Here is a 26,502-nt window from a genome sequence, read left to right as displayed (position 1 = left end):
TACAGATATGCAGGAGTCACAACTGATAAGAACTGAATATTCAGAAGTAATGAAAAAATCATACATAGATTATGCGATGAGTGTTATTGTTGCTAGAGCTCTTCCTGATGTAAGGGACGGTTTGAAACCGGTTCAGAGAAGAACGTTGTACGATATGTATGAATTAGGAATAAAATATGACAAGCCGTATCGTAAATCGGCACGTATCGTAGGAGATACGATGGGAAAATATCATCCACATGGCGATAGTTCTATTTATGAAGCGTTAGTTGTCATGGCACAGGATTTTAAAAAGGGTATGGCGCTTATTGACGGGCACGGAAACTTCGGTTCGATTGAGGGGGATGGTGCGGCTGCCATGCGTTATACAGAGGCAAGACTTGCCCGTCTGACACAGGAGGCATATCTTTCTGATTTGGATAAGGATATCGTAGATTTTGTCCCAAACTTTGACGAAACGGAAAAAGAACCGGAAGTATTACCGGTCCGTGTCCCAAACCTTTTATTAAACGGAGCTGAAGGAATTGCAGTTGGTATGGCGACAAGCATTCCGACACATAATTTGGGAGAAGTTGTAGATGCGGTAAAAGCATATATGAAAAATAATGAAATCACGACAAAACAGTTGATGAAATATGTAAAAGGACCGGATTTTCCAACAGGTGCAATTGTTGTTAATAAAGATGATTTGCTTTCTATTTATGAAACGGGTACGGGAAAAATAAAACTGCGCGGTAAAGTAGAAGTGGAAGAAGGACGAGGAGGGAAAAAGAAACTCGTTATTTCAGAAATTCCATATACAATGATTGGTGCGGGAATCGGAAAATTTTTAAATGATGTAGCATCTCTTGTGGAAACGAAAAAGACAAGTGATATTACAGATATTTCCAATCAATCTTCAAAAGAAGGTATCCGAATTGTCTTAGAGTTAAAAAAAGATACGGATGTAGAAAATTTGAAAAATATGCTCTACAAAAAAACACGATTGGAAGACACCTTCGGTGTAAATATGCTTGCAGTTGCAGACGGCAAACCGGAAACGATGGGCTTGAAAAAAATTATTGAACATCATGTTGATTTTCAATTTGAACTTACTACAAGAAAATATAAAAATCTTTTGGGAAAAGAATTAGACAAGAAAGAAATTCAGGAAGGCTTAATTAAAGCGTGTGATGTCATTGATTTGATTATTGAAATTTTAAGGGGAAGTAAATCTATTAAAGATGTAAAAGCCTGTCTGACAAACGGTGTTACGGATAATATTTCATTTAAGTCTAATATTTCCAAAAAAATGGCTTCCATGCTAAGATTTACGGAGCGTCAGGCAACAGCAATTTTGGAAATGCGTCTGTATAAACTTATCGGACTTGAGATTGAGGCATTACAGAAGGAGCATGAGGAAACATTGAAAAATATTTCCCGTTATGAAGATATTTTAAATAATTATGATTCCATGGCGGAAGTTATTATGGAAGAGTTAGATTATTATAAGAAGACATATGGAAGAAAACGTCGTACGGTAATTGAAAATGCGGAGGAAGCGGTTTACGAAGAAAAGAAGGTGGAAGAGCAGGACGTTGTTGTTCTTATGGACCGTTTCGGATATACGAGAACGATAGATAGGGCAACTTATGAAAGGAATAAGGAATCGGCGGACAGTGAGAATAAATATATTATTTTCTGCAAAAATACAGGCAAAATTTGTCTGTTTACCAATACAGGCAAAATGCATCAGGTAAAAGTGCTTGATATTCCTTTTGGAAAATTCAGGGACAAGGGTACGCCTGTAGATAATCTGAGTAACTATAACAGTGCAGAAGAAAATATCATTTACATCTGTGATGAGGAACAATTCCGTATGGGAAAAATGTTGTTTGCGACAAAATACGGGATGATTAAGCAGGTTGACGGTTCGGAATTTATTGTAGCAAAAAGGACGATTACTGCAACAAAACTACAGGAAGAAGATGAACTGGCAGTTGTACAGCCTGTAAATGATAACCAAAATATTGTCTTACAGACAGAAGGTGGATATTTCCTTCGTTTCTTGGCGGAAGAAGTTGCCGAGAAGAAAAAGGGGGCAATTGGGGTTCGAGGAATTAAATTGCAGAAAAAAGATATTTTGGAGAAAGTACATCTTTTTGAAGAAGGAACGGAAGTGAAAGTTCCTTATAAAGAGAAAGAAGTTACATTGAACCGATTGAAACTTGCAAAAAGAGATGGAATAGGAACGAAGACAAGAGGATAGTTCAAAATATCCCCTTGCTTTTATATGAAACCGGTGTTATACTATAAATTAGTTACATAGGAAATCGACAGAAGAGTGAACGCAACGTTCACTCTTCTTTGTTGCAGCGTATACAATATGGGATTGTTTGAAGAGAAAGGAAGGTTGAACGTGTCAAAGAGAGAAGTATATGAACAGAAGACAGAAGAACTTTTATTGCCAATTGTGGAAGAACACGGATTTGAACTGGTGGACGTAGAGTATGTAAAGGAAGGTGGTACATGGTATCTTCGAGCATATATGGATAAACCGGGTGGGATTGCTGTGGATGACTGCGAAGTGGTAAGCAGGGCATTTTCAGATATTCTTGATGAGAAAGATTATATTGAAGATACGTATATTTTCGAGGTGAGTTCTCCGGGCTTGGGAAGACCTTTAAAAAAGGAAAAGGACTTTGTAAGAAGTATGGGGGAAGAAGTTGAGGTCAGAACATATCGTGCTATTGACCGACAGAAAGAATTTATCGGAATTTTAAAAGGATATGATAAAGATACGGTGACAATTGAGATGGAAGACGGTACAGAAAGAACATTTGAGAGAAATGACATTGCCTTAATTCGTCTGGCATTTGATTTTTAAAACAGGGAGGAAATAAAGAAATGAATACAGAATTATTAGAAGCATTGACTATTCTTGAACAGGAGAAAGACATTAGCAAAGAAACATTATTGGATGCAATTGAGAACTCATTAATTAATGCCTGCAAAAACCATTTTGGAAAAGCGGATAATATCAAAGTGATTATGGATCGAGAAACTTGCGACTACTCTGTGTTTGCAGAAAAGACAGTTGTAGAAGAAGTGGAAGATGATGTGATGGAAATCAGCCTTGCTAACGCAAAAATGATTGACAGTAAATTTGAACTTGGAGATATTGTACAGATTCCTGTAGAATCAAAAGAATTTGGACGTATTGCAACACAGAATGCAAAAAATCTTATTTTACAGAAAATCCGTGAGGAAGAAAGAAAAGTAGTTTATGACCAGTATTTTGAAAAAGAAAAAGACATTGTCACGGGTATCGTACAACGTTATGTAGGCAAAAATGTAAGTATTAATTTGGGAAAAGCAGACGCAATGCTTACAGAAAATGAACAGGTAAAAGGCGAAGTGTTTAAACCAACGGAAAGAATTAAATTGTATGTTGTTGAGGTGAAAAACACAACAAAAGGACCTAAGATTTTAGTTTCCCGTACACATCCTGAATTAGTAAAACGTTTATTTGAATCAGAAGTTACGGAAGTAAAAGACGGAACAGTTGAAATTAAGAGTATTGCAAGAGAAGCAGGTTCACGTTCTAAAATTGCCGTATGGTCAAATGATCCTGACGTAGATCCGGTAGGAGCATGCGTTGGTATGAACGGAGCAAGAGTAAATGCCATTGTAAATGAATTACGCGGTGAAAAAATTGATATTATTAACTGGAGTGAAAATCCGGCAATTTTAATTGAAAACGCACTTAGCCCGGCAAAAGTTATCTCAGTTATGGCAGATCCGGATGAAAAAACAGCAAGTGTAATCGTTCCGGATTATCAGTTATCATTGGCAATCGGTAAAGAAGGACAGAATGCTCGTCTTGCAGCACGTTTGACAGGATATAAAATTGACATCAAAAACGAAACACAGGCAATTGAATCAGGAGAACTTCCGGAAGACTATATGAATACACAGACGGTTGAAGCGACAGAAGAGATTGTAGAAGAATAGAAATAGGAAGTGAGTATTTGAGTAGTGTAAAGAAAATACCTATGCGAAAATGTGTAGGTTGCGGAGAGATGAAAAGCAAAAAAGAAATGATGCGTGTTTTAAAAACTTCAGAGAATGAATTTTTATTAGATGCAACGGGAAAGAAGAATGGCAGAGGGGCATATTTATGTCAATCAAAAGAGTGTCTGGAAAAAGCAATTAAAAATAAAGGATTGGAGCGTTCTTTCAAACAGGCGATTCCAAAGGAAGTTTACGCGATCTTGGAAAAGGAGATGGAAACACTTGAAACAGAGTAAAGTATTATCTCTTATCGGGCTGGCTACAAGGGCAGGAAGAACGGTGAGCGGAGAGTTTGCAACGGAGAAGGAAACAAAATCAGGAAAAGCACATCTCGTTGTCGTTGCAAATGACGCATCCGACAATACAAAAAAGAAGTTTAAAAATATGTGTGATTTTTATGAAGTCCCAATCTGTTTTTACGGGAATAAAGATACCTTAGGGTATGCAATGGGAAAGGAATTTCGTGCATCTCTGGCAGTGACAGACGGTGGTTTTGCAAAGGAAATCATGAAGCATTTAGAAGCAGAAAATAACATAATTGCATAGAGGAGGTAGTAAAAAGTATGTCGAAATCAAGAGTATATGAATTAGCAAAAGAATTAAATAAATCAAATAAAGAATTACTTGACTTTTTAAAGTCAAAAGAAATAGAGGTTAAAAATCATATGAGTTCTCTGTCAGATGAGCAGGTGCAGATGGTAAGAGGTGCGATGGCAGGAAACAGTACAAAATCTGAGGGAGAAGATGCACATAAGAAAAAAAATATTGTGCAGGTATTCAGACCTCAGAATAGTAAACAGAGTAACAGACCAAAACAAAACAATAAACAAAATCAAAACAATAATCAGGGTAATACAAAACAGATGAATAACGGTCAGAATAATCAAAGACAGAATAATAATCAGGGAAAAAGACAGAATAATAATCAGGGTGGAAGATACCAGAATAATAACCAAAACGGTGAGAGAAGAAATAATAATCAGGGCGGAAAACAAAATAATAATCAGAACGGAAGACAGAACTTCAACAATTCACAGAGAAGAGATGACAGACGTGATGATAACAGAAGAAATGATAAACGCACACCGTCTATTCCGGCACCGGTACTTCCTGAACAGAAGCCACAGCGTCAGAAAGCAAAGGACAAAGATGCTTATAAAAAGAAAGATTATCGTCAGGATGACAGAGAAGACAGAAAAGTAAAACAGACAAAGAAAGGTAAACCGGCACCACAGCCACAGAAACCACAGCCAAAAGTAGAGCAGAAAGTGGAAGAGAAAATCACAATGATTACGATTCCGGAAGTGCTTACGATTAAAGAATTGGCTGATAAAATGAAAATCCAGCCTTCAGCAATCGTAAAGAAATTATTTATGCAGGGACAAATCGTAACGGTAAATCAGGAAGTGGATTTTGAAACAGCAGAAGAAATTGCTATGGAATTTGAAGTTCTTTGTGAAAAAGAAGAAGTTGTGGATGTTATTGAAGAATTATTGAAAGAAGACGAAGAAGACGAAGCAACTATGGAGAAACGTCCGCCGGTTGTATGTGTTATGGGACACGTTGACCACGGAAAAACATCTCTTCTTGATGCAATCCGTAACACAAATGTAATTGATCGTGAAGCAGGTGGAATTACACAGCATATCGGTGCGTATGTCGCAAATGTAAACGGAGAAAGAATTACATTTTTGGATACTCCTGGGCATGAGGCGTTTACGGCAATGCGTCTTCGCGGTGCTCAATCTACAGATATTGCTATTTTAGTTGTTGCAGCAGATGACGGTGTAATGCCACAGACTGTAGAAGCAATCAGCCATGCAAAAGCAGCAGGAATTGAAATTATTGTAGCGGTAAATAAAATTGATAAGCCAAGTGCTAATATCGAAAGAGTAAAACAGGAATTAACAGAGTATGAATTGATTCCGGAAGACTGGGGTGGAAGTACAATTTTCGTTCCTGTGTCTGCCAAAACGGGAGAAGGCCTTGAAGATTTAATGGAAATGATTCTCTTGACAGCGGAAGTATTAGAATTAAAAGCAAATCCGAACAGACAGGCAAGAGGTCTTGTTATTGAAGCGGAATTAGATAAAGGAAAGGGTTCTGTTGCAACTGTTCTTGTACAGAAAGGTACATTGCGTGTAGGAGATGCAATTGCAGCAGGTTCAGCACACGGTCGTGTAAGAGCGATGATTGACGATAAAGGAAGACGTGTAAAAGAAGCTGGTCCTTCTACTCCGGTAGAAATTCTCGGATTAAATGATGTTCCAAATGCGGGAGAAGTATTTGTCGGATGTGCAAATGATAAAGAAGCACGCAATTTTGCGGAAACATTTATTTCTCAGGGAAGAGTTAAGATGCTTGAAGAAACGAAATCTAAAATGTCATTGGATGATTTATTTACACAGATTCAGGCAGGTAATTTAAAAGAACTTGGTATTATCGTTAAAGCGGACGTTCAAGGTTCTGTGGAAGCGGTAAAACAAAGTTTAGTAAAACTTTCTAATGATGAAGTTGTTATTAAAATCATTCACGGTGGTGTAGGTGCAATTAACGAATCAGACGTTACACTGGCATCGGCATCAAATGCAATTATTATCGGATTTAACGTTCGTCCTGATGCAACAGCAAAAGAAATAGCAGAGCGTGAAGGGGTAGATTTAAGATTATATCGTGTAATCTACAATGCTATTGAAGATGTGGAAGCAGCAATGAAAGGTATGCTGGATCCTGTATTTGAAGAAAAAGTACTCGGTCATGCAGAAGTTCGTCAGACATTTAAAGCATCGGGAGTTGGTACAATCGCAGGTTCATATGTACTTGACGGTGTGTTTGAACGAAATTGTTCGGCTAGAGTCGTGCGTGACGGCGTAGTTATCTTTGACGGTGCGTTGGCATCTTTAAAGAGATTTAAAGACGATGTAAAAGAAGTAAAAGCCGGATATGAATGTGGATTTGTATTTGAAAAATTCAATGATGTAAAAGAAGGCGATCAGGTAGAAGCATATAAAATGGTTGAAATTCCAAGATAATTTTTGAAGATTGGAGGAGTAAAATTGAGAAAAAACAGTATTAAAAATACAAGAGTCAATATGGAAGTGCAGAGGGAATTGAGCAACATCGTACGAGGTGGAATTAAAGACCCTCGTGTTGCACCAATGACTTCAGTTGTTGCGGTAGAAGTTGCTCCTGATTTAAAAACCTGTAAGGCGTATATTAGTGTCTTTGGTGATGAAGCAGCACAGGCGGATACATTGAAAGGCTTGCAAAGTGCTGAAGGATATATCCGAAGAGAACTGGCACACAATTTGAATATGAGAAATACGCCGGAAATCAAATTTGTGTTAGACCAGTCCATTGCTTACGGTGTGGCAATGTCGAAAAAGATTGATGATGTGACAAAAGACATCAAAGAAGAGGGTGAATAGAGTGTTGCAGCGAACTTTAGCAGGAGCGAAGTCTGTAGCAATAGGTGGACATATAAGACCTGACGGAGATTGTGTCGGGTCTTGTATGGCAATGTATCAGTACATCCGCACATGGTATCCGGAAAAAGAAGTTGATGTTTATTTGGAGGAAATCCCGAATAGTTTTCGATTTATTGAGGCGACAAAAGAAATTTCAGATGAAATAAAAGAAAAAACATATGATTTATTTATTTCTCTTGATTGTGGAGATGTAGGGCGTTTGGGGTTTTCAGCGCCATTGTTTGAAAATGCATCGGAAACTTTATGTGTAGACCATCATATAAGTAATCGTTCCTTTGGAAAAAATAATTATATTAAACCGGATGCCAGTTCTACCTGTGAGTTGGTGTTTGAACTTATGGAAGAAGAGAAAATCACAAGGGAAATTGCAGAATGTCTTTACCTAGGACTTGTGCATGATACGGGAGTATTCCAATATTCCTGCACATCGCCTGAAACAATGGTGGTGGCGTCAAGATTAATGGCAAAAGGAATTGATTATTCAAAAATTATCCACGATACCTATTATGAAAAAACATATGTGCAAAATCAGATTTTAGGAAGAGCGTTGCTTGAAAGCGTTTTATTTATGGAAGGAAAATGTATTGTATCCGTGATTGATAAAAAGATTATGGATTTTTACGGCGCTTCACCAAAAGATTTGGAGGGAATCGTAAGCCAGTTGAGATTGACAAGCGAAGTAAGTGTTGCTATGTTCCTGTATGAATTACAGACACATGAATTTAAAATCAGTCTTCGTTCAGATGATGAGATTGATGTGAGTAAAGTGGCTGGTTATTTTGGCGGCGGTGGTCATAAGAAGGCAGCGGGTCTTACGATGAAAGGAACCGCTCGCGATGTTATCAACAATATTGCAAAACAGATAGAATTACAGTTACAGAAGAATTAGGAGCATAAATATGATACATGGCGTTTTAAATGTATATAAAGAAAAAGGATATACTTCCCATGATGTCGTTGCAAAGTTGAGAGGAATTGTGGGACAGAAAAAAATAGGACATACAGGAACGCTTGACCCTGATGCGACAGGTGTTCTTCCGGTATGTCTTGGGAAAGCAACAAAACTTTGTGATATGCTGACAGATAAAGATAAAACATATGAAACAGTGTTATTGTTAGGACAGGTGACGGATACACAGGATACAAGTGGAAGTGTACTTGAAACAAAAACAATAGACGATTTGACAAAAGAGCAGGTTATAGAAACAATAGAAGGATTTGTGGGAGAATACAAACAGATTCCGCCTATGTATTCTGCGTTGAAAGTAAACGGAAAGAAACTTTATGAACTTGCACGGCAGGGAATAGAAGTAGAGAGAAAAGCAAGACCGGTACAGATACATGAGATTCATATAAAAGAAATCAATTTGCCGAGAGTGAAAATGGAAGTAACCTGTTCAAAGGGAACATATATAAGAACATTGTGCCATGATATAGGGCAGAAACTACATTGTGGAGGTTGTATGGAGGAACTTGTCCGTACAAGAGTAAGTCGTTTCTGCATAGAAGAGAGTTTTAATCTAGAACAGATTACACAGTTAAAAGATGGTGGAAAATTGGAAGATATTCTTGTGCCTATAGATGATATGTTTTCTCAGTATAAGAAAGTTGTTGTTAAAGAAAAGAATGTATCTCTTGTGTATAATGGTAATCCGTTTTTCAAAAGACAGGCGGAGAGAATATCAGATTTGTCAGATGCAGAACTTGTGAGAGTGTATGACAATCAAGACAGATTTATCGGGATTTATGGCTATAATGAAGAAAGAGAAATGTTTAAACTCATCAAAATGTTTTTTGATAAAGGTGAATAGATATGCAGTATATAAGAGGAATAGAAAACTATAACTGCCCAAATCATACTGCAATTACATTGGGAAAATTCGATGGTTTACACAGAGGCCATCAAAAACTGATTGAGCAGGTAAAAAAATATGCGGATGAACAGATAAAAAGCGTTGTGTTTTCGTTTGATATGATGCCTTTTTTTGAGAAGCAGGGAAAACAAAAACATATACTGATGACACGGGAAGAGAAATGTCTGCGGTTGGAAAAACAAGTAGATTACCTGATAGAATGTCCGTTTGTGGAACAGATTCATACAATGGAAGCGGAAACATTTATCGAGAAAATACTGATGAAAAAATTCCATGCAAAGTATGTTGTTGTGGGAACAGATTTTCGATTTGGATATCAGAAAAAGGGAGATATTTATCTGCTGGAGAAATATCAGCAGGAATACGGGTATAAACTTATCGTAATAGAAAAAGAAATGTATGAAGAACGGGAAATAAGCAGTACATTTATTAAAGAAGAAGTTCGGGAAGGAAATATGGAAAAAGTAAGAGAATTACTCGGTTATCCATATACAATAACGGGAACGGTTGAACATGGTGAGCAACTTGGAAGAAAACTCGGATTTCCTACAATGAATGTCATTCCCGTCAAAGAAAAACTTCTCGTTCCAAATGGTGTGTATGTGAGCAGTGTAGTGTTGGACGGCAAAGAGTATAAAGGAATAAGTAACGTTGGATGTAAACCAACTGTTTCTGATAAAGAAGAAAAATTGGTGGAAACATTCTTATTTGACTATGTTGGAAATGCTTACGGCAAGGAAATTCAAATTAGATTATATAAATTTGTGCGGGCGGAAAGAAAGTTTTCTTCAATTGAAAAACTCAAAGAACAAATGTGTTTGGATATTAAAGAGGGAGAAGGATTCTTTAAAAAGTAGTTTACATACGGGAAAAGTTGTGATATACTACCTAAGTGTGAAATGAGCCGATGTTCAGTAAATGGAAACTCCAACCTTTACTTAATGTCAGGCGATAAATTAGAAAAACAGGAGGAATTAAGTCAATGATAGCAAAGGACAAAAAACAGGCAATCATCGCTGAATATGGCAGAACAGAAGGAGATACAGGTTCACCGGAAGTTCAGGTAGCTATTTTAACAGCAAGAATTAACGAATTAACAGAACACTTTAAAGCAAATCCAAAAGATCACCACTCAAGAAGAGGTCTTCTTAAAATGGTAGGTCAGAGAAGAGGATTACTTGCTTACTTAAAGAAAACAGATATTGAAAGATATCGTTCTTTAATTGAGAGATTAGGATTAAGAAAATAATCTAAACCAAATTATTGGAAAACATATAGACACACAACACAACACTTAAAGGAGCGGGAACACCGCTTCTTTTTTTGTGCAATAATGAAGGGGAGAATAAGTGACTTTTTTGGTTTACTGTGGTAAAATAAAAAGGCAATTGTTTTAGGAGGATGAAAATATGGAATATAGAAGAATGAAAAATACGATTATCGTAAGAATAGATAAAGGAGAAGAGATACTGGAGAAGGTAAAAGAACTGGCTCTGGCAGAGAATATAAAATTGGCAAGTGTACAGGCGATTGGAGCAATCGGAGATTTTACGGTTGGTGCTTTGAAGACCGAAGAAAAGCAGTACAAATCGAAGTGTTTTCAGGGGGATTTTGAGATTGTATCTTTGACGGGTACAATTAATACGATGAACGATGAGTTTTATACACATCTACATTTGAGTGCAGGAAACGAAAATGGAGAAGTTTTTGGAGGTCATTTGAACAGGGCGGTAGTCAGTGCTACCTGTGAGATGATTGTGCAGGTCATTGACGGGAGAGTGGATAGAAAATTTGATGAGAAGACAGGGCTGAATTTATTTGCTTTTTTAAATGAATAGTCAGGTGGTGTGTCAGTGAAAAAACATATAAGTATCATTTTACAAAAGGTAAAAGAGAGAAAAGCAGTGTGTGTGATGCTTTTTATTTACTTTGCGGTTTTGGTTTTTGTTTCTTTGGATGTATGGCTGTATAAGACTCCCATAGTGAAGATTACGGAAGTTGTGACAGAAGAAAAAGAAAGAGAGGATGGAACTCGGGGAGGACGGGAAGTACATTACAGACAGTTTTTAAAAGGTGTCGTCTTAAATGGAGAACATAAAAAAGAATCGATACAGTTAAAAAATGAATACGCCGCCTCTGAAGTAACTTCTCAAAAATATAAAAGATATGACAAGGTATTTGTAGAGATAAGGGAAAAGGCAAATACCCTGTCGGGAAATATAAAAGGATTAAAGAGAGATACCGGAGTGGCGGCATTACTCGGGTTAATGATTTTACTACTGCTTATAGTGACAAAGAAGCAAGGACTTCGGACAATCTTTACGGTAGGTGTGAATATTGCCATCTATATGGTGGGATTTGTCTTTTTCTTAAATGGAAAAGATGTGTTGAAAATCTGCAATATCATGGTGCTTCTGTTTACGATAGGGACTCTTCTTTTACTAAATGGTATCAACAGAAGAACATTGGCGTCCATAATTTCTACACTCTGTGTTCTTGCGGTGATCATGGGACTTTTTCATTTGGTTATGAACAAGGCGGGAGAAACTGACTATGCGGCGATGGAATATTTGGGAAGTTTGGACAACCCGTCGGAATTGTTTGAGGCGGAAGTGATGCTTGCAGGTTTAGGAGCGATTATGGATGTAACTGTAACTATTTCAGCCACACTGGGAGAACTGGTAAGGAAAAGTCCTTCAATCCGTTGGAAAGAATTGTTTCGTTCCGGCAGGGAGGTTGGTTATGACATTATGGGAACGATGATTAGTGTACTATTATTTACCTTTGGTTGCGGGCTTATTCCTACGTTCCTTATCCGAATGAACAATGATATTTCATTTCTTACTATAGCAAAATTAAATATTCCGTTTGAAATCTGTAGATTTCTTATAGAAAGTATAGGAATTGTAATTGCCATTCCAATTTCTATTTTTGTGGCTGCTTCTCTGTTAAAAATTAAAAGAAGAGGGGAGGCGGTATTATGATAGCGATTTTAGCAATTATATTGTTTGTGTTAATGCTTGTTGTAGGAGGAGAAAGGGGAGCAACTTCCATAATGGCTCTTGCGGGAAATATTATTGTATTGACGTTTACGATTATTCTGCTGGCAGCAGGATATTCTCCGTTTTTCATTTTATTTTTGGCTACGGTTGCCATCAGTTGTATCTCATTATTTGGGCAGAATGGGAAGAATGTAAAAACAAAATCAGCATTTATGGCAGTCATTGTTGTAATGTTTTTTGTTACACTATGTATTTATTTTTGTGTTTGGAAATACAGTGGCGGTGGGTTAAATGAAATCCAGTCTATACAGGAAGATGTGATGTATTATTATAATGTAAATATACAAATCAGTATGATGCGGATAGCAGTTTCCGTCACGATATTAAGTGCTTTGGGTGCTGCGATTGATACGGCTCTTTCAGTAACCTCCGCAGTACATGAAGTGGCGTTTCATAAAAAGAATTTAACGGAAAAGGAACTTTTTCACTCTGGAATTCAGGTAGGAAAGGAAATTATCGGAACAACGGTAAATACATTACTATTTGCGTATTTGGGAGAATCCCTGTTGCTGTTCGCATATTTAAAACGTGAGAAGTTCTCTTTAGAGTTAATTTTGAATTCTAAATTTCTCTTTCAAGAACTTTCTGTTATGCTGTTTGGAGCAATTACCTGTCTATTGATAGTTCCTGTTTCGGCATATTTTACGTCACATTATCTTGCTAAAAAAGTTTAAAGGTTTCTTAAGATTGGGATATTTGCTTTATCCTGAGAAAAAAATTTGCTATAATAAAAAGATATTAGGCGAATGTGAGGGAGCATATGAGAAAGAAAATACAAAATTGTATTGAAAAAATAATGCCGATAGATAGATTTTTTATCCTTATTTTTGCTTTTATTTTTAACAGCATGGTATATAGCGGTGCAAGAATTATTGCAGGAAATTGGCATCACCATATATTGACGAGTCGCTTAGATGAGAAAATACCACTTATTTCAGAAAGTTTGTTTATTTATTTCGGATGTTATATTTTTTGGGCAGTCAACTATATTATTATGGCAAAGCAGGATGAGGAGAAGGCGTATCAGTTCTTTTTTGCAGATATGATTTCCAGAATTATCTGTTTTTCTATTTTTCTTCTGTTTCCAACAACAAATATCCGACCGGATATTGTCGGAGGAGGAATATGGAATGAAGGAATGCGATTGTTATACAGGATAGATGCGGCGGATAATCTGTTTCCGTCCATTCATTGTTTGGTTAGTTGGTTTTGTTATATCGGAATAAGAGGGGAGAAAAAGATTCCCAAATGGTATAAGTGGACTTCGTGTTTGATAGCGGTTGCAGTATTTATTTCTACTTTGACAACAAAGCAGCACGTTATTATAGATGTGATTGCAGGAGTTGTTATAGCTGAAGCAACGTTGTGGTTTGCAAGACATACACGATTTTATCAAGGGTATATGCGTTTTTGGAAAGGGATGACCAATAGAATTTTTAAAACAGGGGGAAATAGGAATGAAAAATGTAAAGAAGAATATATTTAATCTTATCTTTCTGTTTCTTGTATTCGGTCTGACCATTTACGGTGTATTTAAAGGAGAAGATATTACGAAGGTAGTGCAGGTTATTCAAAATGCACAGTTTGAGTTTATCTTTTTCGGTATAGTATGCGTTGTGTTTTTTATTTGGGGTGAATCCATTATTATTTATTATTTAATGCGTTCCCTATCAATTAAATTGAAAAAATGGAAATGTTTTCTCTTTTCTTCGGTTGGATTTTTTTTCAGTTGTATCACTCCGTCTGCAAGCGGAGGACAGCCGATGCAGATTTATTATATGAGAAAAGAGAAGATACCGATACCGGTGTCTACATTAGTGTTAATGATTGTAACCATTACATATAAAATGGTTCTTGTGCTTATCGGAGTATTTCTTCTGATTGTTGGGCAAGGGTTTGTAAAAAAATATTTAACAGGAATACTTCCGGTATTTTATCTAGGGGTAGGTTTAAATGTTATGTGCGTAACTTTTATGCTTATTCTTGTGTTTCATCCTGTTCTTGCGAAAGCAATGATGAAAAAAGGGCTTCGTCTGCTTGAAAAACTACATATTCTAAAACAAAAAGAAGAACGTATGGAAAAATTGGAAGAGTCCATGGATTTATATAATGACACTGCAAAATATTTAAAAAGTCATGTGATGGTCATGGTAAATGTGCTTGCAATTACATTTTTGCAGAGAATCGCACTGTTTTTAACAACATATTTTGTGTATTGCGCATTTGGACTTTCAGGCAAATCCATTGTTGATATCGTTTTATTACAGGCGGTTATTTCGATAGCGGTGGATATGTTGCCGCTTCCGGGAGGGATGGGTATTAGTGAACAGTTATTTTTAATTATTTTTGTTCCGATATTCAGTCCTGCACTTTTGTTGCCCGGAATGATTTTAAGCAGGGGATTAGGTTATTACGCACAATTATTTATCAGTGCAATTATGACGGTGGTTGCACAATTTACACTTGGAAAAAGAAAAGAAATGATAGAGTAAAGAGGGAAGAATGATGATAGGATTTTATAACTATTCAGTAATTTTAACATATATCGGGCTTATCTCATCCATTATAGGAATGATGTGTACGGTAAATGGACATTATAAACTTGCGATTTTTTGTCTTGCATTTTCAGGGTTATGCGATATGTTTGATGGGAAGATTGCAAGAGCAATGAAAAACAGAACAGAGGACGAGAAAAAGTTCGGTATACAGATTGACTCACTATGTGATGTAGTATGTTTTGGAGCATTTCCGGTTATATTATGTTACTGCCTAGGCTTAAAGGATATTTTTGGAATTATAATTTTAGCGTTTTATGGAACTGCCTCTGTTATCCGTTTGGGGTATTTTAATGTTATGGAAGAAAAAAGACAGCAGGAAACTTCTGAGGCGAGAAAATACTATGAAGGTCTGCCGATTACGACAATGGCAATTGTTTTACCGATTCTTTATCTGCTGAAACCTTGTATGGCAGGATATTTTGTACTTATATTACATATAGCCATGCTTGTTGTAGGATTTTTACTGATTTTACGTTTTCAGTTAAAAAAACCGGGGAATAAAGTTCTGGCTGTTATCGTTGCGGTTGTGGCGTTGGCAGTATTGAAACTTACACATATTATTTAGTGGAGAAACAGATGAGATATAAAGACAGAGAAGGAAATTTAAAGGGAGAGAACGGTTTTCAGGATAAACTGTTAAAAAGTTTATATGGTAGCACGGTGGGAAGAGTGATTGTGAAATGTCTTACAGTACCCTTTGTATCAAAACTTGGAGGGAAAATTTTGGACAGTTCTTTGTCGAGAGTGCTTATTCCTCCTTTTGTGAAATTAAATCATATTGATTTATCTTTGTGTGAAAAAAAAGAATTTGACTCATATAATGCATTTTTTAAAAGGAAATTTAGGGCAGATGCAAGGGAAATAAACATGGAGGAAAACGTGTTTATCAGTCCATGCGATGCAAAACTTACCGTTTATCCAATAAATAGTAAAAGTCGTTTTTCGATTAAGCATACGGCGTATACGGTAGAGGAACTTTTGAAAAATAAAAAACTGGCAGAGAGATATGAGGGTGGATATGCGTGGATTTTCCGTTTGTCCGTAGAAGATTACCACCGTTATTGCTATGTGGCTGATGGCACAAAATCAAGAAATATAAGAATATCAGGTGTTTTTCATACGGTAAATCCTGTGGCAAATGATGTTTACCCGATTTATAAAGAGAATACAAGAGAGTATTCTCTGCTAAAGACAAAAACATTCGGCACAATTTTGATGATGGAAGTTGGGGCATTGATGGTCGGCAAAATTGAAAACAGGCACGAAGAGAGAAGAGTAAAAAGAGGAGAGGAAAAAGGGAATTTCGCCTTTGGAGGCTCAACAATTATATTGTTGACACAGAAAAACAGAATATGTGTTGATAAAGATATTTTGAGAAATACGGAATGTGCGTACGAAACTTTGGTCAGAATGGGAGAAAAGATAGGAGAACAAAAAGATGTATAAAAAGACAGCGAAAGAATTATTAGCATTTATTGAAAAAAGTTACAGTTGTTTTCATTTAATTCAAAACATGAAAGAGGAATTAAATGATAATGGTTTTCAGGAATTATATGAAGCACAGGAATGGCAGTTGAAGTGTGGAGGAAAATATTATGTATCACGCAATGAATCTTCATTAATTGCATTTCAGATTCCAAAAGAAAACTTCACAGGTTTTCAGATAATGGCAAGTCACAGTGATTTTCCTACTTTTAAAGTAAAAGAAAATCCGGAAATTTGTGTAGAAAATCAATACACAAAACTGAATGTAGAAAAATATGGTGGAATGCTCTGTGCCCCATGGTTTGACCGTCCGTTATCCGTAGCGGGAAGACTTCTTGTAAAAGAGGGAGATGCAATTGAAACAAAACTCGTAAATGTGGACAGAGATTTAGTGATGATTCCCAATCTTGCAATTCATATGAACAGGGAAGTGAATGACGGATATAAATATAATGCACAGACAGATATGCTTCCACTTTACAGCAATATGTCAGAAAAAGTTGATTTTATGTCAGTTATTGCAGAGAGCGCAGGAGTAGAAAAGGAAAATGTTTTGGGAAGCGATTTGTATTTGTATAATCGTATGAAAGGAAGTATTTGGGGAGCGAACGAAGAGTTTGTTTCTTCTGCAAAATTAGATGATACGCAGTGTGCTTTCGCATCGTTAAGGGGATTTTTACAGGCAGAAAATAAAAAGGCGGTAAGTGTTCACTGTGTTTTAGATAACGAAGAAGTAGGAAGCGGTACAAAACAGGGGGCGGCATCTACATTTTTAAAAGATACGTTGGGACGCATTAACCGTGGATTGAACAGAACGGAAGATGATTACTTAAGAGCGTTGGCAAACAGTTTTATGATTTCGGCGGATAACGCACATGGGGTTCACCCAAATTACAGTGATAAGACAGATTTAACAAATCGTCCGTATCTAAATGGAGGAATTGTTATTAAGTACAGTGCAAATCAAAAATATACTACAGACGCAGTGTCTGCTGCAATGTTTAAAACCATTTGCGACAGGGCGGAAGTTCCGTATCAGAATTTTGTGAATCGTTCGGATATGTTGGGAGGTTCTACACTCGGAAATATTTCTAATACGCAGGTGGCGGTTAATACAGTGGATATAGGTATTGCTCAACTTGCAATGCATTCGCCATACGAAACTTGCGGAATAAAGGACACATATTATTTAATTGAGGTAGCAAAAGAATTTTACAAATCAGCAGTTATTTCTGACGGAAATGGAAAATACCATATTGAAAAAGCTTAAAGAAAAGGTGTCATTCAAAATATGAGTGACGCCTTTGTTTCATTTTTGGACTTGTGGAAAGGAAAAGCCTTATGTTATAATAAACATATTGAAAGAAAAATAAAGGCGAGGAGAAACAGATGAAAAGAGTGTTGTTAAAGCTAAGCGGCGAGGCGCTGGCAGGAGATAAAAAGACAGGATTTGATGAAGCAACTTGTATCGGAGTTGCTAATCAGGTAAAACAGTTAGTGGATTCGGGAGTACAGGTAGCGATTGTTACAGGAGGAGGAAACTTCTGGAGAGGCAGAACAAGTGAAACAATTGACAGAACGAAAGCGGATCAGATTGGTATGCTTGCAACGGTAATGAATTGTATTTATGTGTCGGATATTTTCAGACACGTTGGAATGCAGACAGAAGTGTTTACGCCGTTTGTATGCGGAGCATTCACAAGTTTATTTTCTAAAGATGCCGCAGTGGAATCGCTAAATAATGGAAAAGTTGTATTCTTTGCAGGTGGAACAGGTCATCCATATTTTTCAACAGATACAGGTGCAGTTCTTCGTGCGATTGAGATTGAGGCAGACGCAATGCTTCTTGCAAAAGCAATTGATGGTATCTATGACAGCGATCCTAAATTAAATCCGGACGCTAAGAAATATGATGAGATTTCTATTCAGGAAACGATTGATAAACGTCTGGCGGCAGTAGACTTAACTGCATCCATACTTTGTATGGAAAATAAAATGCCAATGCTCGTATTTGGTTTGAATGAAGAAAATAGCATTGTCGAAACAATGACAGGCACATTTAAAGGAACAAAAGTGACTGTATAATAAAGAATAAGAAGAAAGCAGAGGATAGATTTATGAATGAAAGAATAAAAGTATTTGATGAAAAGATGACAAAATCTTACAATAGTTTAGTAAATGAATTGGCTACAATTCGTGCAGGACGTGCCAATCCACACGTGCTTGATAAATTAACGGTTGACTATTACGGAGTGCCTACACCAATTCAGCAGGCAGCCAATATTTCTGTACCGGAAGCACGTATGATTCAGATTCAGCCATGGGAAAAATCCATGGTTAAAGAGATTGAGAAAGCAATCCTTACATCTGATATTGGAATTAATCCTACAAATGACGGTAGCACAATCCGTCTTGTTTTCCCAGAACTTACAGAAGAGCGAAGAAAAGAACTTGCAAAAGATGTAAAGAAAAAAGGAGAACAGGCTAAAGTTGCCATTCGTAATATTCGTCGTGACGGCAATGACGCATTTAAGAAATTAAAAGGAACAGAAGTTTCAGAAGATGAAATTAAAGATTTAGAAGATGAATTGCAGAAATTGACAGATAAACATATCAAAGACATTGATAAAGCGGTTGAGGAGAAATCAAAAGAAGTAATGACCGTATAAAAATAACAATTTGCTTTTCAGAGAAAATGAGAGGGGTGCATATTGTGCCCCTCTTTGTATGAAAGAAACTAATGGAGGAAAGAGTATGAATGTACCGCAACACATTGCAATTATTTTAGATGGAAATGGACGTTGGGCAAAAGCAAAGGGAATGCCGAGAAATTATGGTCATGCACAGGGAAGTAAAAATGTAGAGAGAATATGCGAAGAAGCATATAAAATGGGTGTGAAATATTTGACGGTATATGCGTTTTCAACGGAAAACTGGAGCAGACCGAAAGAAGAAGTAGATGCATTGATGAAATTATTGCGCAATTATATGAAGACTTGTTTAAAAACGGCAGCGAAAAACCGTATGAAAGTCCGCGTCTTAGGAGATAAGACAAGGTTGGAGGAAGATATCCGTACACGCATTGATGAGTTGGAAAAAGCAACTATTGATAATGATGGTTTAAATTTCCAAATTGCACTAAATTATGGAAGTAGAGATGAGATGATTCGCGCCATGAAGAAAATGGCGGCAGACTGCAAAGACGGAAAACTAGAAGTGGAAGATATTTCGGAAAATGTATTTGAAACATATTTAGATACCCACGATATTCCGGATCCGGATTTGCTTATTCGTACAAGCGGAGAATTGCGTCTGTCCAATTATCTGTTATGGCAGTTGGCATATACGGAATTTTATTTCACAGATGTTTTGTGGCCTGATTTTACAAAACAGGAATTAGAAAAGGCAATTTTGCATTATAATAATAGAGATAGACGTTTTGGTGGAACAAAGGAGGAAAAATAATGTTTAAAACAAGACTGCTAAGTGGGATTGTGCTTGTAATTATTGCTTTGGTTACAGTTATAACCGGACAGGATTTATTGTTTGGGGTTCTGCTTGTAATCAGTTTAATTGGGATGAGTGAGTTATATAAAGTGGTAGATGTACATAAAAAACTGCTTGGATTTACAGGATATTTGGCGGGAATACTTTATTACACCTGCATACGATTTGGGAGTAAAGAACAGATTGTGCCACTTATCATAGGTTTTCTTGTTCTGCTTATGGCGGTTTATGTATTTTCATTTCCGAAATATGTGGCACAACAGGTTATGTTTGTATTTTTTGGATTATTCTATGTTGCCATGATGCTTTCATATGTATATCAGACGAGAATGCTTCCGCAGGGTGCTTTTCTTGTATGGCTGATTTTCCTCTGCTCATGGGGAAGTGATACTTGTGCGTATTGTGTAGGAATGCTGATTGGTAAACACAAAATGGCTCCAAAACTAAGCCCGAAAAAATCGGTGGAAGGCGGTGTCGGTGGCATTTTAGGTGCTGCATTGCTGGGAGCAGTATACGCATTGGCGATTAATAAATTTGCAGCAGGTGCAGATGCAAATGTTCTTCACTATGCTATTATTTGTGGAGTAGGTTCGATGATTTCCCAAGTGGGAGATTTGGCGGCTTCTGCAATTAAAAGAAACCATGATATTAAGGACTATGGAAAACTTATTCCTGGTCACGGCGGTATTTTAGACAGATTTGACAGTGTGATTTTCACTGCACCAATAATATATTACTTATCGGTTATGTTAATGAAATAATGAGGAAACGAAATGAAAAAAATAGCAATTTTAGGTTCTACAGGTTCGATAGGAACACAGACATTAGAAGTTGTCAGAGAAAATAAAGATATTGAAGTAGTGGGAATGGCAGCTGGAAATAATATTGAGCTGTTGGAAAAACAAATTCGTGAATTTTCTCCAAGGGTTGTAGCAGTTTGGGATGAGGAAAAAGCGAAAGAACTCCGTACAAATATTTCGGATTTAGATGTAAAGGTTGTATCGGGGATGGACGGATTAATTGAAATTGCAGTTCTTCCTGAAACAGAGATTTTAGTAACGGCGATTGTGGGAATGATTGGAATACGTCCTACAATAGCGGGAATTGAAGCGGGAAAAAATATTGCCCTTGCTAATAAGGAAACGCTTGTAACGGCAGGACATATTATTATGCCATTGGCAAAAAAACACGGTGTATCCATTCTTCCTGTGGATAGTGAACATAGCGCTATTTTCCAATCTCTTCAGGGGAATGAAAATAAAGCCATTCACAAAATCCTTCTGACCGCGTCAGGCGGACCGTTCAGAAACAGAAAAAGAGAAGAGTTGGAAAATATTCAGGTGGAAGATGCCCTCAAACATCCAAACTGGGAGATGGGTAGAAAAATTACAATTGATTCGTCTACACTTGTAAATAAAGGATTAGAAGTAATCGAGGCAAAATGGCTTTTTGATGTAAAAATGGAACAGATAGAAGTTGTCGTACAGCCACAGAGTATCATTCATTCTATGGTAGAATATGTGGACGGGGCAATTATTGCAGAACTTGGAACACCGGATATGAAACTTCCAATTCAGTACGCATTATATTATCCAGAAAGAAGATACCTTCCGGGTGACAGATTAGATTTCAAAAAGTTGTCACAAATAACATTTGAAGAGCCGGATATGGAAACATTTTATGGACTCCGTCTTGCATATGAAGCAGGTAAAGAGGGCGGTTCTCTGCCGACAGTGTTTAATGCGGCAAATGAATTGGCTGTCAGCAAATTCCTAAATCGGCAAATACGCTATTTAGAAATACCGGAAATTATAGAAGAATGTATGAGGAATCATAAAAATATTAAGAATCCATCTGTTGAGGAAATATTGAAAACAGAGCAGGAAGTATATAATCAGATAGAAAGCAGGTGGTAAATGTGATGGGAATTATTCTCGCACTGTTATTATTTAGTTTTATTGTATTTTTTCATGAACTGGGACATTTTCTTCTTGCCAGAAAAAATGGAGTCTATGTGGAAGAGTTTTCTATAGGGATGGGACCTACAATTGTAAGTAAGCAGGGAAAAGAAACAAAATATTCCATTAAGTTGCTTCCGATAGGCGGAGCATGTATGATGGGAGAAGATGATGTTGAAAATACAGATGAGAGAAGTTTTAATAATAAATCAGTTTGGGCAAGAATTTCAGTAATTGCAGCCGGTCCTATTTTTAATTTTATTTTGGCATTTATCTTATCGGTAATTATTGTCGGCTGGGTAGGATATGACAGAGCAGAAATAGGCAGTGTTGTTCCAAATTCAGCAGCACAGGAAGCAGGGTTGCAAAAAGGTGATGTGATAACAGAGATTAATGGGAAAAATATCCATGTGTTCAGAGAAATTTCTGTTTACAATCAATTTCATCAAGGTGAAAAAGTTACGCTTGAATATAAGCGGAATGGAAAGACTTATGAATCCACATTAATTCCGAGAAAGAACGAACAGGGACAGTATTTAATTGGTGTCACACAGGCAAAATATAAAAAGGCAAATGCTTTTACGGCATTGCAATATGGATTGTATGAGGTGGAATATTGGATCGAAACGACATTGGAAAGTTTGAAGATGTTGTTTACAGGAAAAATAGGAATGGATCAGTTATCGGGTCCGGTAGGAATAGTTGATGTGGTAGGAGATGCTTACGAAACGAACAAGGCATACGGAGTTTCTTCTGTAATCTTTTCTTTAATCAATTTATCTATTTTACTTTCGGCAAACTTAGGAGTAATGAATTTACTTCCTCTGCCGGCATTAGATGGGGGAAGACTGGTGTTTTTGTTTGTTGAGGCAATACGGGGAAAACGTGTTCCTCCGGAGAAAGAAGGAATGGTGCATTTTGCAGGATTGATGCTTCTTTTCGGACTAATGATTTTTGTTTTGTTTAATGATATAAAGAGATTGCTGTAAATAAAAAGCAGAGATATGATATAGAGTCATATCTCTGCTTTTTTTATGTCAGTTCTGCGATGCGGGAAACGCCTACATATATTTGAGAAATTTTGTACCATGTAGGATAATCGGTAATTCCTGTGTCTGCTAAACCAAATATAGATTGGAACTTCTTTACGGCGGCAGATGTGGCCGGACCGTAAATACCGTCTACGCTTATTTTAGGGATGGCAGGATAAGCCCCTGCAATAACATTTAATTGTTCTTGCAACTGACGGACTTTATCGCCGGAAGAACCATTTTCTAAATCATAACCAGGCCATGATGATGGAATGCCGGAGATTTCTTGAGCGGTATTGATATATATATTGTCGCCGTAGTAATAGCGCAGTATTTCAATAGGGGTGTAACCTTGTTCGCCTAGGGACAAAGATCCCCATTGTGTCATCCAGTTTGGACAGGTAACCTGTCTTCCGTCACAATACTGGGTAAGAATCGGCTGCCGAACGTTTGGGCGTGAAAGATAATTGGCAAATATATCATCAACGACGCCGGAAATAGTGTTGTAGATGTTACGATTTGGTATCCATTTATGGTCGAACGCTGTGGAAGATGTAATTGTAAACTCATACCCTTTGTTCCGGTACCATTCTGTATATACTCGATTTAATGTAAAGGACATAATAGCCAGCACATTTGCCTGAATGGTGGAAATAGGCCATGTTGCGTATATTTCACTGGATGCAACGTTTTTAATATAATCCCGATAGCGAACATAATAATTCTTTGCGGTAGTATCTCTTGGAGAACCGTCGTGCACAATGATAAATTCAGGTATAACAACACGACTAAGTACGATTTCTCCTGTTTCATCCATAGGTTTGATTTCATCTTCAGCGATTTTAGGAGGATACTCTTCATAAAGTGTATGACCGGGAATGACATAAACATCCTGCTGCTGTGTATTTGTATCCAATGGTTTTAAGGCAACGTTTTGAATTGCTTTTACTGTTGGAAGCAGTTCGGCTCCTGCGATGTTCATTGTTTCATATCCGGGAGCACCAATCTCAAAAGTATATTCAGAATAGGGCTGAGATTCAATAGAAGGATTTAAACTGTATTCCAATGGAGGAGTATCCAATTCAATGGTTTCGGTCTGACCGGAAGAATCTGTGGTTAGTTGTTCTAATTGACTATCGGGAACACCGGTATAATAAATGTTGACGGTTGCATCTGAAATCGGATAAGAAGTGATTTCGGAGGTAATGTTTAGTTGAAGAGTTCCTTTATCGACAGTATTATTTTGCATTGCGTGAATAGAACGCATAACTACCTCACACTGTTTTGTTACAATATATATATGTTCATTGTAAACGAATGTGAATTATAGTAGAGAGTAGAAGTAAAATAAAAAAATAAAAAATATTTTAAAAAAGTATTGACAATTATAAAAACAATGATATAATAACAGTATAAACAAAATAAATAAAACAAATAGCAGATACCACTAAACTGATACTCTAATATTTATTTTATTTATGAGGGAGATATAATCTACGGAAAGGTTATATCCTTATTAAAACCCATAACGATGATAGCACAAAAATGAAATATCAACTTCAGAAAATGTGATTATTAAGTTAGGAAGTTAATAAGGCAAATTTATGAAAGGAAGGTATAGACCACCAAAAAGGTAAAACAGAATGATTGAAGTGTTTAAGTAAAATGGCTATTGATTATAGAAGATAATTAATAGTCATTTTACATTGTGTAAATATAATTTTTATTTTATACTAGAACCGATACAGATATTATTTAGCGGAAAAGAGGAAGAAAATGTATAAATTACTCGTTGTAGAAGATGACATGATGATTGCAAAAATTTTAGAAAGCCATTTGGAAAAATGGGGCTATGAGGTGAAATGTATTGCAGATTTTGAAAAAGTATATCAGGAGTTTTTAGACTTTGAGCCTCATTTGGTATTGTTGGATATTTCATTGCCGTTTTTTAATGGTTTCCATTGGTGTGGAGAAATTAGAAAAGTGTCAAAAGTTCCGATAGTCTTTATTTCTTCCGCTTCGGACAATATGAATATTGTTATGGCTATTAATATGGGAGCGGATGATTTTGTTGAAAAACCATTTGACTTAAATGTAATTACTGCTAAAATACAGGCTCTTTTAAGACGGGCATATTCTTTTCAAGGTAGTGTAAATGTGATAGAGCATAGGGGAGTAGTTTTGAATTTAAATGATGCGAGTGTATCTTATAAGGAAAAACACTTGGAATTGACGAAAAATGATTATAAAATTTTGCAACTTCTCTTAGAAAATGCAGGAAAAATAGTTTCAAGAGAAGAAATTATGGTGCGTCTGTGGGAAAATGAAGAATTTATTGATGATAATACATTGACTGTCAATGTAACAAGACTTCGAAAAAAGTTGGAAACAATAGGTGTTAAAGAGTTTATCATAACAAAGAAAGGGATAGGATATATCATTCCATGATGAAATTAGTGTTATCGTATATAAAAGAAAAAAGGAAAATAATATTTGTTTTATTATTTTGCGGGATAGTGATAAAACTAATTGCCTTTTTGTATGGGGCAAAACCAACTGATACGAACTATGCGTTGTTTCTTTGCGTGATAAGTGTTGGCTTGATTGGTTTGGCTGACTTTGTAAAATATGTAGGGAAATATAAAAAGTTAGAATATTTGAAAAGACAGTTGTCATATGAAATGGGAGAGTTTCCTGAACCGGAAGGACTTTTGGAGCAAACGTATCAGGAAATGATTAAAGAATTGCATAGAAGTCGAAAAGAATTGGTTTCTTCCATGGATATTTCGGCGAAAGAAGCGGAAGAGTATTATATGTTGTGGGCACATCAGATAAAGACTCCGATTTCCGTGATGAATTTGTTATTACAGTCAGGAGAGGCTGATCCAAAGATATTGTCTGCGGAATTGTTTAAGATAGAGCAGTATGTAGAGATGGTGTTACATTATCTGCGGGAAAAACAGATGTCGCAGGATATGGTGTTGAATAGATATTCTCTCTCAGAGATAATTAAAACAGCAATCAAAAAGTATTCCAAATTATTTATTTTACAAAAGATTAAATTGAATTTTGAACTGATGGAAATGACTGTTCTGACTGATGAAAAATGGTTGTTGTTTGCAGTCGAACAGATTATTTCAAACGCATTGAAATATACAAATGAGGGAAGTGTTTCCATTTATATGGATAAAAACAATGAAAATCTGCTTGTAATAGAAGATACAGGTATAGGCATCAGTGCAGAAGATTTGCCTAGAGTAGTGGAGCGAGGATTTACCGGATATAACGGCAGAAGCAATCAAAAGTCTACAGGACTTGGTTTGTATCTGACAAAAGAGGTGTTGAATAAACTGGGGCATAGATTACAGTTGGAATCCACGGTTGGAAAAGGAACAAAGGTGTTAATTGACTTTAGCAGGGAGTAAAAGTTAATTCTTACAATTTTGTAAGTTTACAGGGAGAAATGTAAGCCAAATCTATGGCAAT

The 26,502-nt window shown here is 36.5% G+C and carries 28 protein-coding genes; 27 read left to right on the top strand and 1 reads right to left on the bottom strand.

What is annotated here, in order from left to right:
* Nucleotides 1-7: 7 nt before the first annotated feature.
* The 25 genes from ACYPXO_RS06495 to rseP all read left to right on the top strand — a co-directional run bounded on the left by ACYPXO_RS06495 (nucleotide 8) and on the right by rseP (nucleotide 22,974).
* Entirely contained in the window at nucleotides 8-2,248 is a 2,241-nt protein-coding gene (locus ACYPXO_RS06495; RefSeq protein ID WP_459639802.1) for a DNA gyrase/topoisomerase IV subunit A, read from the top strand.
* A gap of 150 nt (nucleotides 2,249-2,398) precedes the next feature.
* A complete protein-coding gene (gene rimP / locus ACYPXO_RS06490; RefSeq protein ID WP_459639801.1) occupies nucleotides 2,399-2,866 on the top strand; it encodes a ribosome maturation factor RimP in 468 nt (155 codons plus the stop codon).
* A gap of 20 nt (nucleotides 2,867-2,886) precedes the next feature.
* A complete protein-coding gene (gene nusA / locus ACYPXO_RS06485) occupies nucleotides 2,887-3,993 on the top strand; it encodes a transcription termination factor NusA (RefSeq protein WP_459639800.1) in 1,107 nt (368 codons plus the stop codon).
* 41 nt (nucleotides 3,994-4,034) lie between these two features.
* On the top strand, nucleotides 4,035-4,289 hold the full coding sequence (gene rnpM, locus ACYPXO_RS06480) for an RNase P modulator RnpM (RefSeq protein ID WP_459639888.1): 255 nt from the start codon (nucleotides 4,035-4,037) through the stop codon (nucleotides 4,287-4,289).
* Nucleotides 4,276-4,599, top strand: a complete 324-nt coding sequence (locus ACYPXO_RS06475; protein ID WP_459639799.1) for a L7Ae/L30e/S12e/Gadd45 family ribosomal protein — start codon at nucleotides 4,276-4,278, stop codon at nucleotides 4,597-4,599. Before rnpM ends, ACYPXO_RS06475 begins: the two co-directional genes overlap by 14 nt.
* Nucleotides 4,600-4,616: 17 nt before the next feature.
* Complete coding sequence (gene infB, locus ACYPXO_RS06470; RefSeq protein WP_459639798.1) at nucleotides 4,617-7,085, top strand: translation initiation factor IF-2; 2,469 nt, start codon at nucleotides 4,617-4,619, stop codon at nucleotides 7,083-7,085.
* A gap of 24 nt (nucleotides 7,086-7,109) precedes the next feature.
* Nucleotides 7,110-7,481: a 30S ribosome-binding factor RbfA gene (rbfA, locus tag ACYPXO_RS06465; RefSeq protein WP_459639797.1), complete on the top strand. Its 372-nt coding sequence runs from the start codon at nucleotides 7,110-7,112 to the stop codon at nucleotides 7,479-7,481.
* Nucleotide 7,482: 1 nt separating this feature from the next.
* Nucleotides 7,483-8,430 (top strand): DHH family phosphoesterase, encoded by a 948-nt coding sequence (locus ACYPXO_RS06460; protein ID WP_459639796.1) that lies wholly within the window; start codon nucleotides 7,483-7,485, stop codon nucleotides 8,428-8,430.
* A gap of 10 nt (nucleotides 8,431-8,440) precedes the next feature.
* The gene (gene truB, locus ACYPXO_RS06455; protein WP_459639795.1) at nucleotides 8,441-9,352 is read left to right on the top strand and encodes a tRNA pseudouridine(55) synthase TruB; all 912 of its coding nucleotides are present in this window, start codon (nucleotides 8,441-8,443) and stop codon (nucleotides 9,350-9,352) included.
* Between the two features lie 2 nt (nucleotides 9,353-9,354).
* Nucleotides 9,355-10,272, top strand: a complete 918-nt coding sequence (locus ACYPXO_RS06450; protein WP_459639794.1) for a bifunctional riboflavin kinase/FAD synthetase — start codon at nucleotides 9,355-9,357, stop codon at nucleotides 10,270-10,272.
* Between the two features lie 125 nt (nucleotides 10,273-10,397).
* The gene (gene rpsO, locus ACYPXO_RS06445) at nucleotides 10,398-10,664 is read left to right on the top strand and encodes a 30S ribosomal protein S15 (protein WP_009461013.1); all 267 of its coding nucleotides are present in this window, start codon (nucleotides 10,398-10,400) and stop codon (nucleotides 10,662-10,664) included.
* A gap of 160 nt (nucleotides 10,665-10,824) precedes the next feature.
* Nucleotides 10,825-11,253, top strand: a complete 429-nt coding sequence (locus ACYPXO_RS06440; RefSeq protein ID WP_459639793.1) for a PPC domain-containing DNA-binding protein — start codon at nucleotides 10,825-10,827, stop codon at nucleotides 11,251-11,253.
* 75 nt (nucleotides 11,254-11,328) lie between these two features.
* On the top strand, nucleotides 11,329-12,399 hold the full coding sequence (locus ACYPXO_RS06435) for a YibE/F family protein (protein ID WP_459639887.1): 1,071 nt from the start codon (nucleotides 11,329-11,331) through the stop codon (nucleotides 12,397-12,399).
* Entirely contained in the window at nucleotides 12,396-13,151 is a 756-nt protein-coding gene (locus ACYPXO_RS06430; protein WP_459639792.1) for a YibE/F family protein, read from the top strand. Before ACYPXO_RS06435 ends, ACYPXO_RS06430 begins: the two co-directional genes overlap by 4 nt.
* A gap of 86 nt (nucleotides 13,152-13,237) precedes the next feature.
* Nucleotides 13,238-13,963, top strand: coding sequence for a phosphatase PAP2 family protein (locus tag ACYPXO_RS06425; protein ID WP_459639791.1), 726 nt, complete (start codon nucleotides 13,238-13,240; stop codon nucleotides 13,961-13,963).
* Nucleotides 13,935-14,969: a lysylphosphatidylglycerol synthase transmembrane domain-containing protein gene (locus ACYPXO_RS06420; RefSeq protein WP_459639790.1), complete on the top strand. Its 1,035-nt coding sequence runs from the start codon at nucleotides 13,935-13,937 to the stop codon at nucleotides 14,967-14,969. The genes ACYPXO_RS06425 and ACYPXO_RS06420 overlap by 29 nt, the downstream gene beginning before the upstream one ends.
* A gap of 13 nt (nucleotides 14,970-14,982) precedes the next feature.
* The gene (locus ACYPXO_RS06415; RefSeq protein WP_459639886.1) at nucleotides 14,983-15,600 is read left to right on the top strand and encodes a CDP-alcohol phosphatidyltransferase family protein; all 618 of its coding nucleotides are present in this window, start codon (nucleotides 14,983-14,985) and stop codon (nucleotides 15,598-15,600) included.
* An 11-nt stretch (nucleotides 15,601-15,611) separates the two neighbouring features.
* Nucleotides 15,612-16,481 carry a phosphatidylserine decarboxylase gene (locus ACYPXO_RS06410; RefSeq protein ID WP_459639789.1) on the top strand — a complete coding sequence of 290 codons (870 nt, stop codon included), beginning with the start codon at nucleotides 15,612-15,614 and terminating at the stop codon, nucleotides 16,479-16,481.
* On the top strand, nucleotides 16,474-17,790 hold the full coding sequence (locus ACYPXO_RS06405) for a M18 family aminopeptidase (RefSeq protein WP_459639788.1): 1,317 nt from the start codon (nucleotides 16,474-16,476) through the stop codon (nucleotides 17,788-17,790). Before ACYPXO_RS06410 ends, ACYPXO_RS06405 begins: the two co-directional genes overlap by 8 nt.
* A 119-nt stretch (nucleotides 17,791-17,909) precedes the next feature.
* Nucleotides 17,910-18,605, top strand: coding sequence for a UMP kinase (gene pyrH / locus ACYPXO_RS06400; RefSeq protein WP_459639787.1), 696 nt, complete (start codon nucleotides 17,910-17,912; stop codon nucleotides 18,603-18,605).
* Nucleotides 18,606-18,637: 32 nt separating this feature from the next.
* Entirely contained in the window at nucleotides 18,638-19,189 is a 552-nt protein-coding gene (gene frr / locus ACYPXO_RS06395; RefSeq protein WP_459639786.1) for a ribosome recycling factor, read from the top strand.
* An 85-nt stretch (nucleotides 19,190-19,274) separates the two neighbouring features.
* Nucleotides 19,275-19,985 carry an isoprenyl transferase gene (locus ACYPXO_RS06390; RefSeq protein ID WP_459639785.1) on the top strand — a complete coding sequence of 237 codons (711 nt, stop codon included), beginning with the start codon at nucleotides 19,275-19,277 and terminating at the stop codon, nucleotides 19,983-19,985.
* The gene (locus ACYPXO_RS06385; RefSeq protein WP_459639784.1) at nucleotides 19,985-20,788 is read left to right on the top strand and encodes a phosphatidate cytidylyltransferase; all 804 of its coding nucleotides are present in this window, start codon (nucleotides 19,985-19,987) and stop codon (nucleotides 20,786-20,788) included. The genes ACYPXO_RS06390 and ACYPXO_RS06385 overlap by 1 nt, the downstream gene beginning before the upstream one ends.
* A gap of 12 nt (nucleotides 20,789-20,800) precedes the next feature.
* Entirely contained in the window at nucleotides 20,801-21,943 is a 1,143-nt protein-coding gene (gene dxr / locus ACYPXO_RS06380; RefSeq protein ID WP_459639783.1) for a 1-deoxy-D-xylulose-5-phosphate reductoisomerase, read from the top strand.
* Nucleotides 21,944-21,948: 5 nt separating this feature from the next.
* Entirely contained in the window at nucleotides 21,949-22,974 is a 1,026-nt protein-coding gene (rseP, locus tag ACYPXO_RS06375; RefSeq protein WP_459639782.1) for an RIP metalloprotease RseP, read from the top strand.
* A 43-nt stretch (nucleotides 22,975-23,017) separates the two neighbouring features.
* On the opposite strand, the gene ACYPXO_RS06370 is transcribed toward rseP, so the two are convergent.
* Nucleotides 23,018-24,283 carry a peptidoglycan-binding protein gene (locus ACYPXO_RS06370; protein ID WP_459639781.1) on the bottom strand — a complete coding sequence of 422 codons (1,266 nt, stop codon included), beginning with the start codon at nucleotides 24,281-24,283 and terminating at the stop codon, nucleotides 23,018-23,020.
* A 509-nt stretch (nucleotides 24,284-24,792) separates the two neighbouring features.
* Here ACYPXO_RS06370 and ACYPXO_RS06365 point away from each other — a divergent pair.
* Together ACYPXO_RS06365 and ACYPXO_RS06360 are read left to right on the top strand one after the other, a co-directional pair.
* Nucleotides 24,793-25,464 carry a response regulator transcription factor gene (locus ACYPXO_RS06365; protein WP_459639780.1) on the top strand — a complete coding sequence of 224 codons (672 nt, stop codon included), beginning with the start codon at nucleotides 24,793-24,795 and terminating at the stop codon, nucleotides 25,462-25,464.
* Nucleotides 25,461-26,441 carry a sensor histidine kinase gene (locus ACYPXO_RS06360; RefSeq protein WP_459639779.1) on the top strand — a complete coding sequence of 327 codons (981 nt, stop codon included), beginning with the start codon at nucleotides 25,461-25,463 and terminating at the stop codon, nucleotides 26,439-26,441. The genes ACYPXO_RS06365 and ACYPXO_RS06360 overlap by 4 nt, the downstream gene beginning before the upstream one ends.
* Nucleotides 26,442-26,502 lie beyond the last annotated feature (61 nt).

The organism is Faecalimonas canis (genome assembly GCF_054601575.1).
Note: the sequence above shows the minus strand (reverse complement) of the source record. Positions and strands in the feature narration are given on the sequence as shown.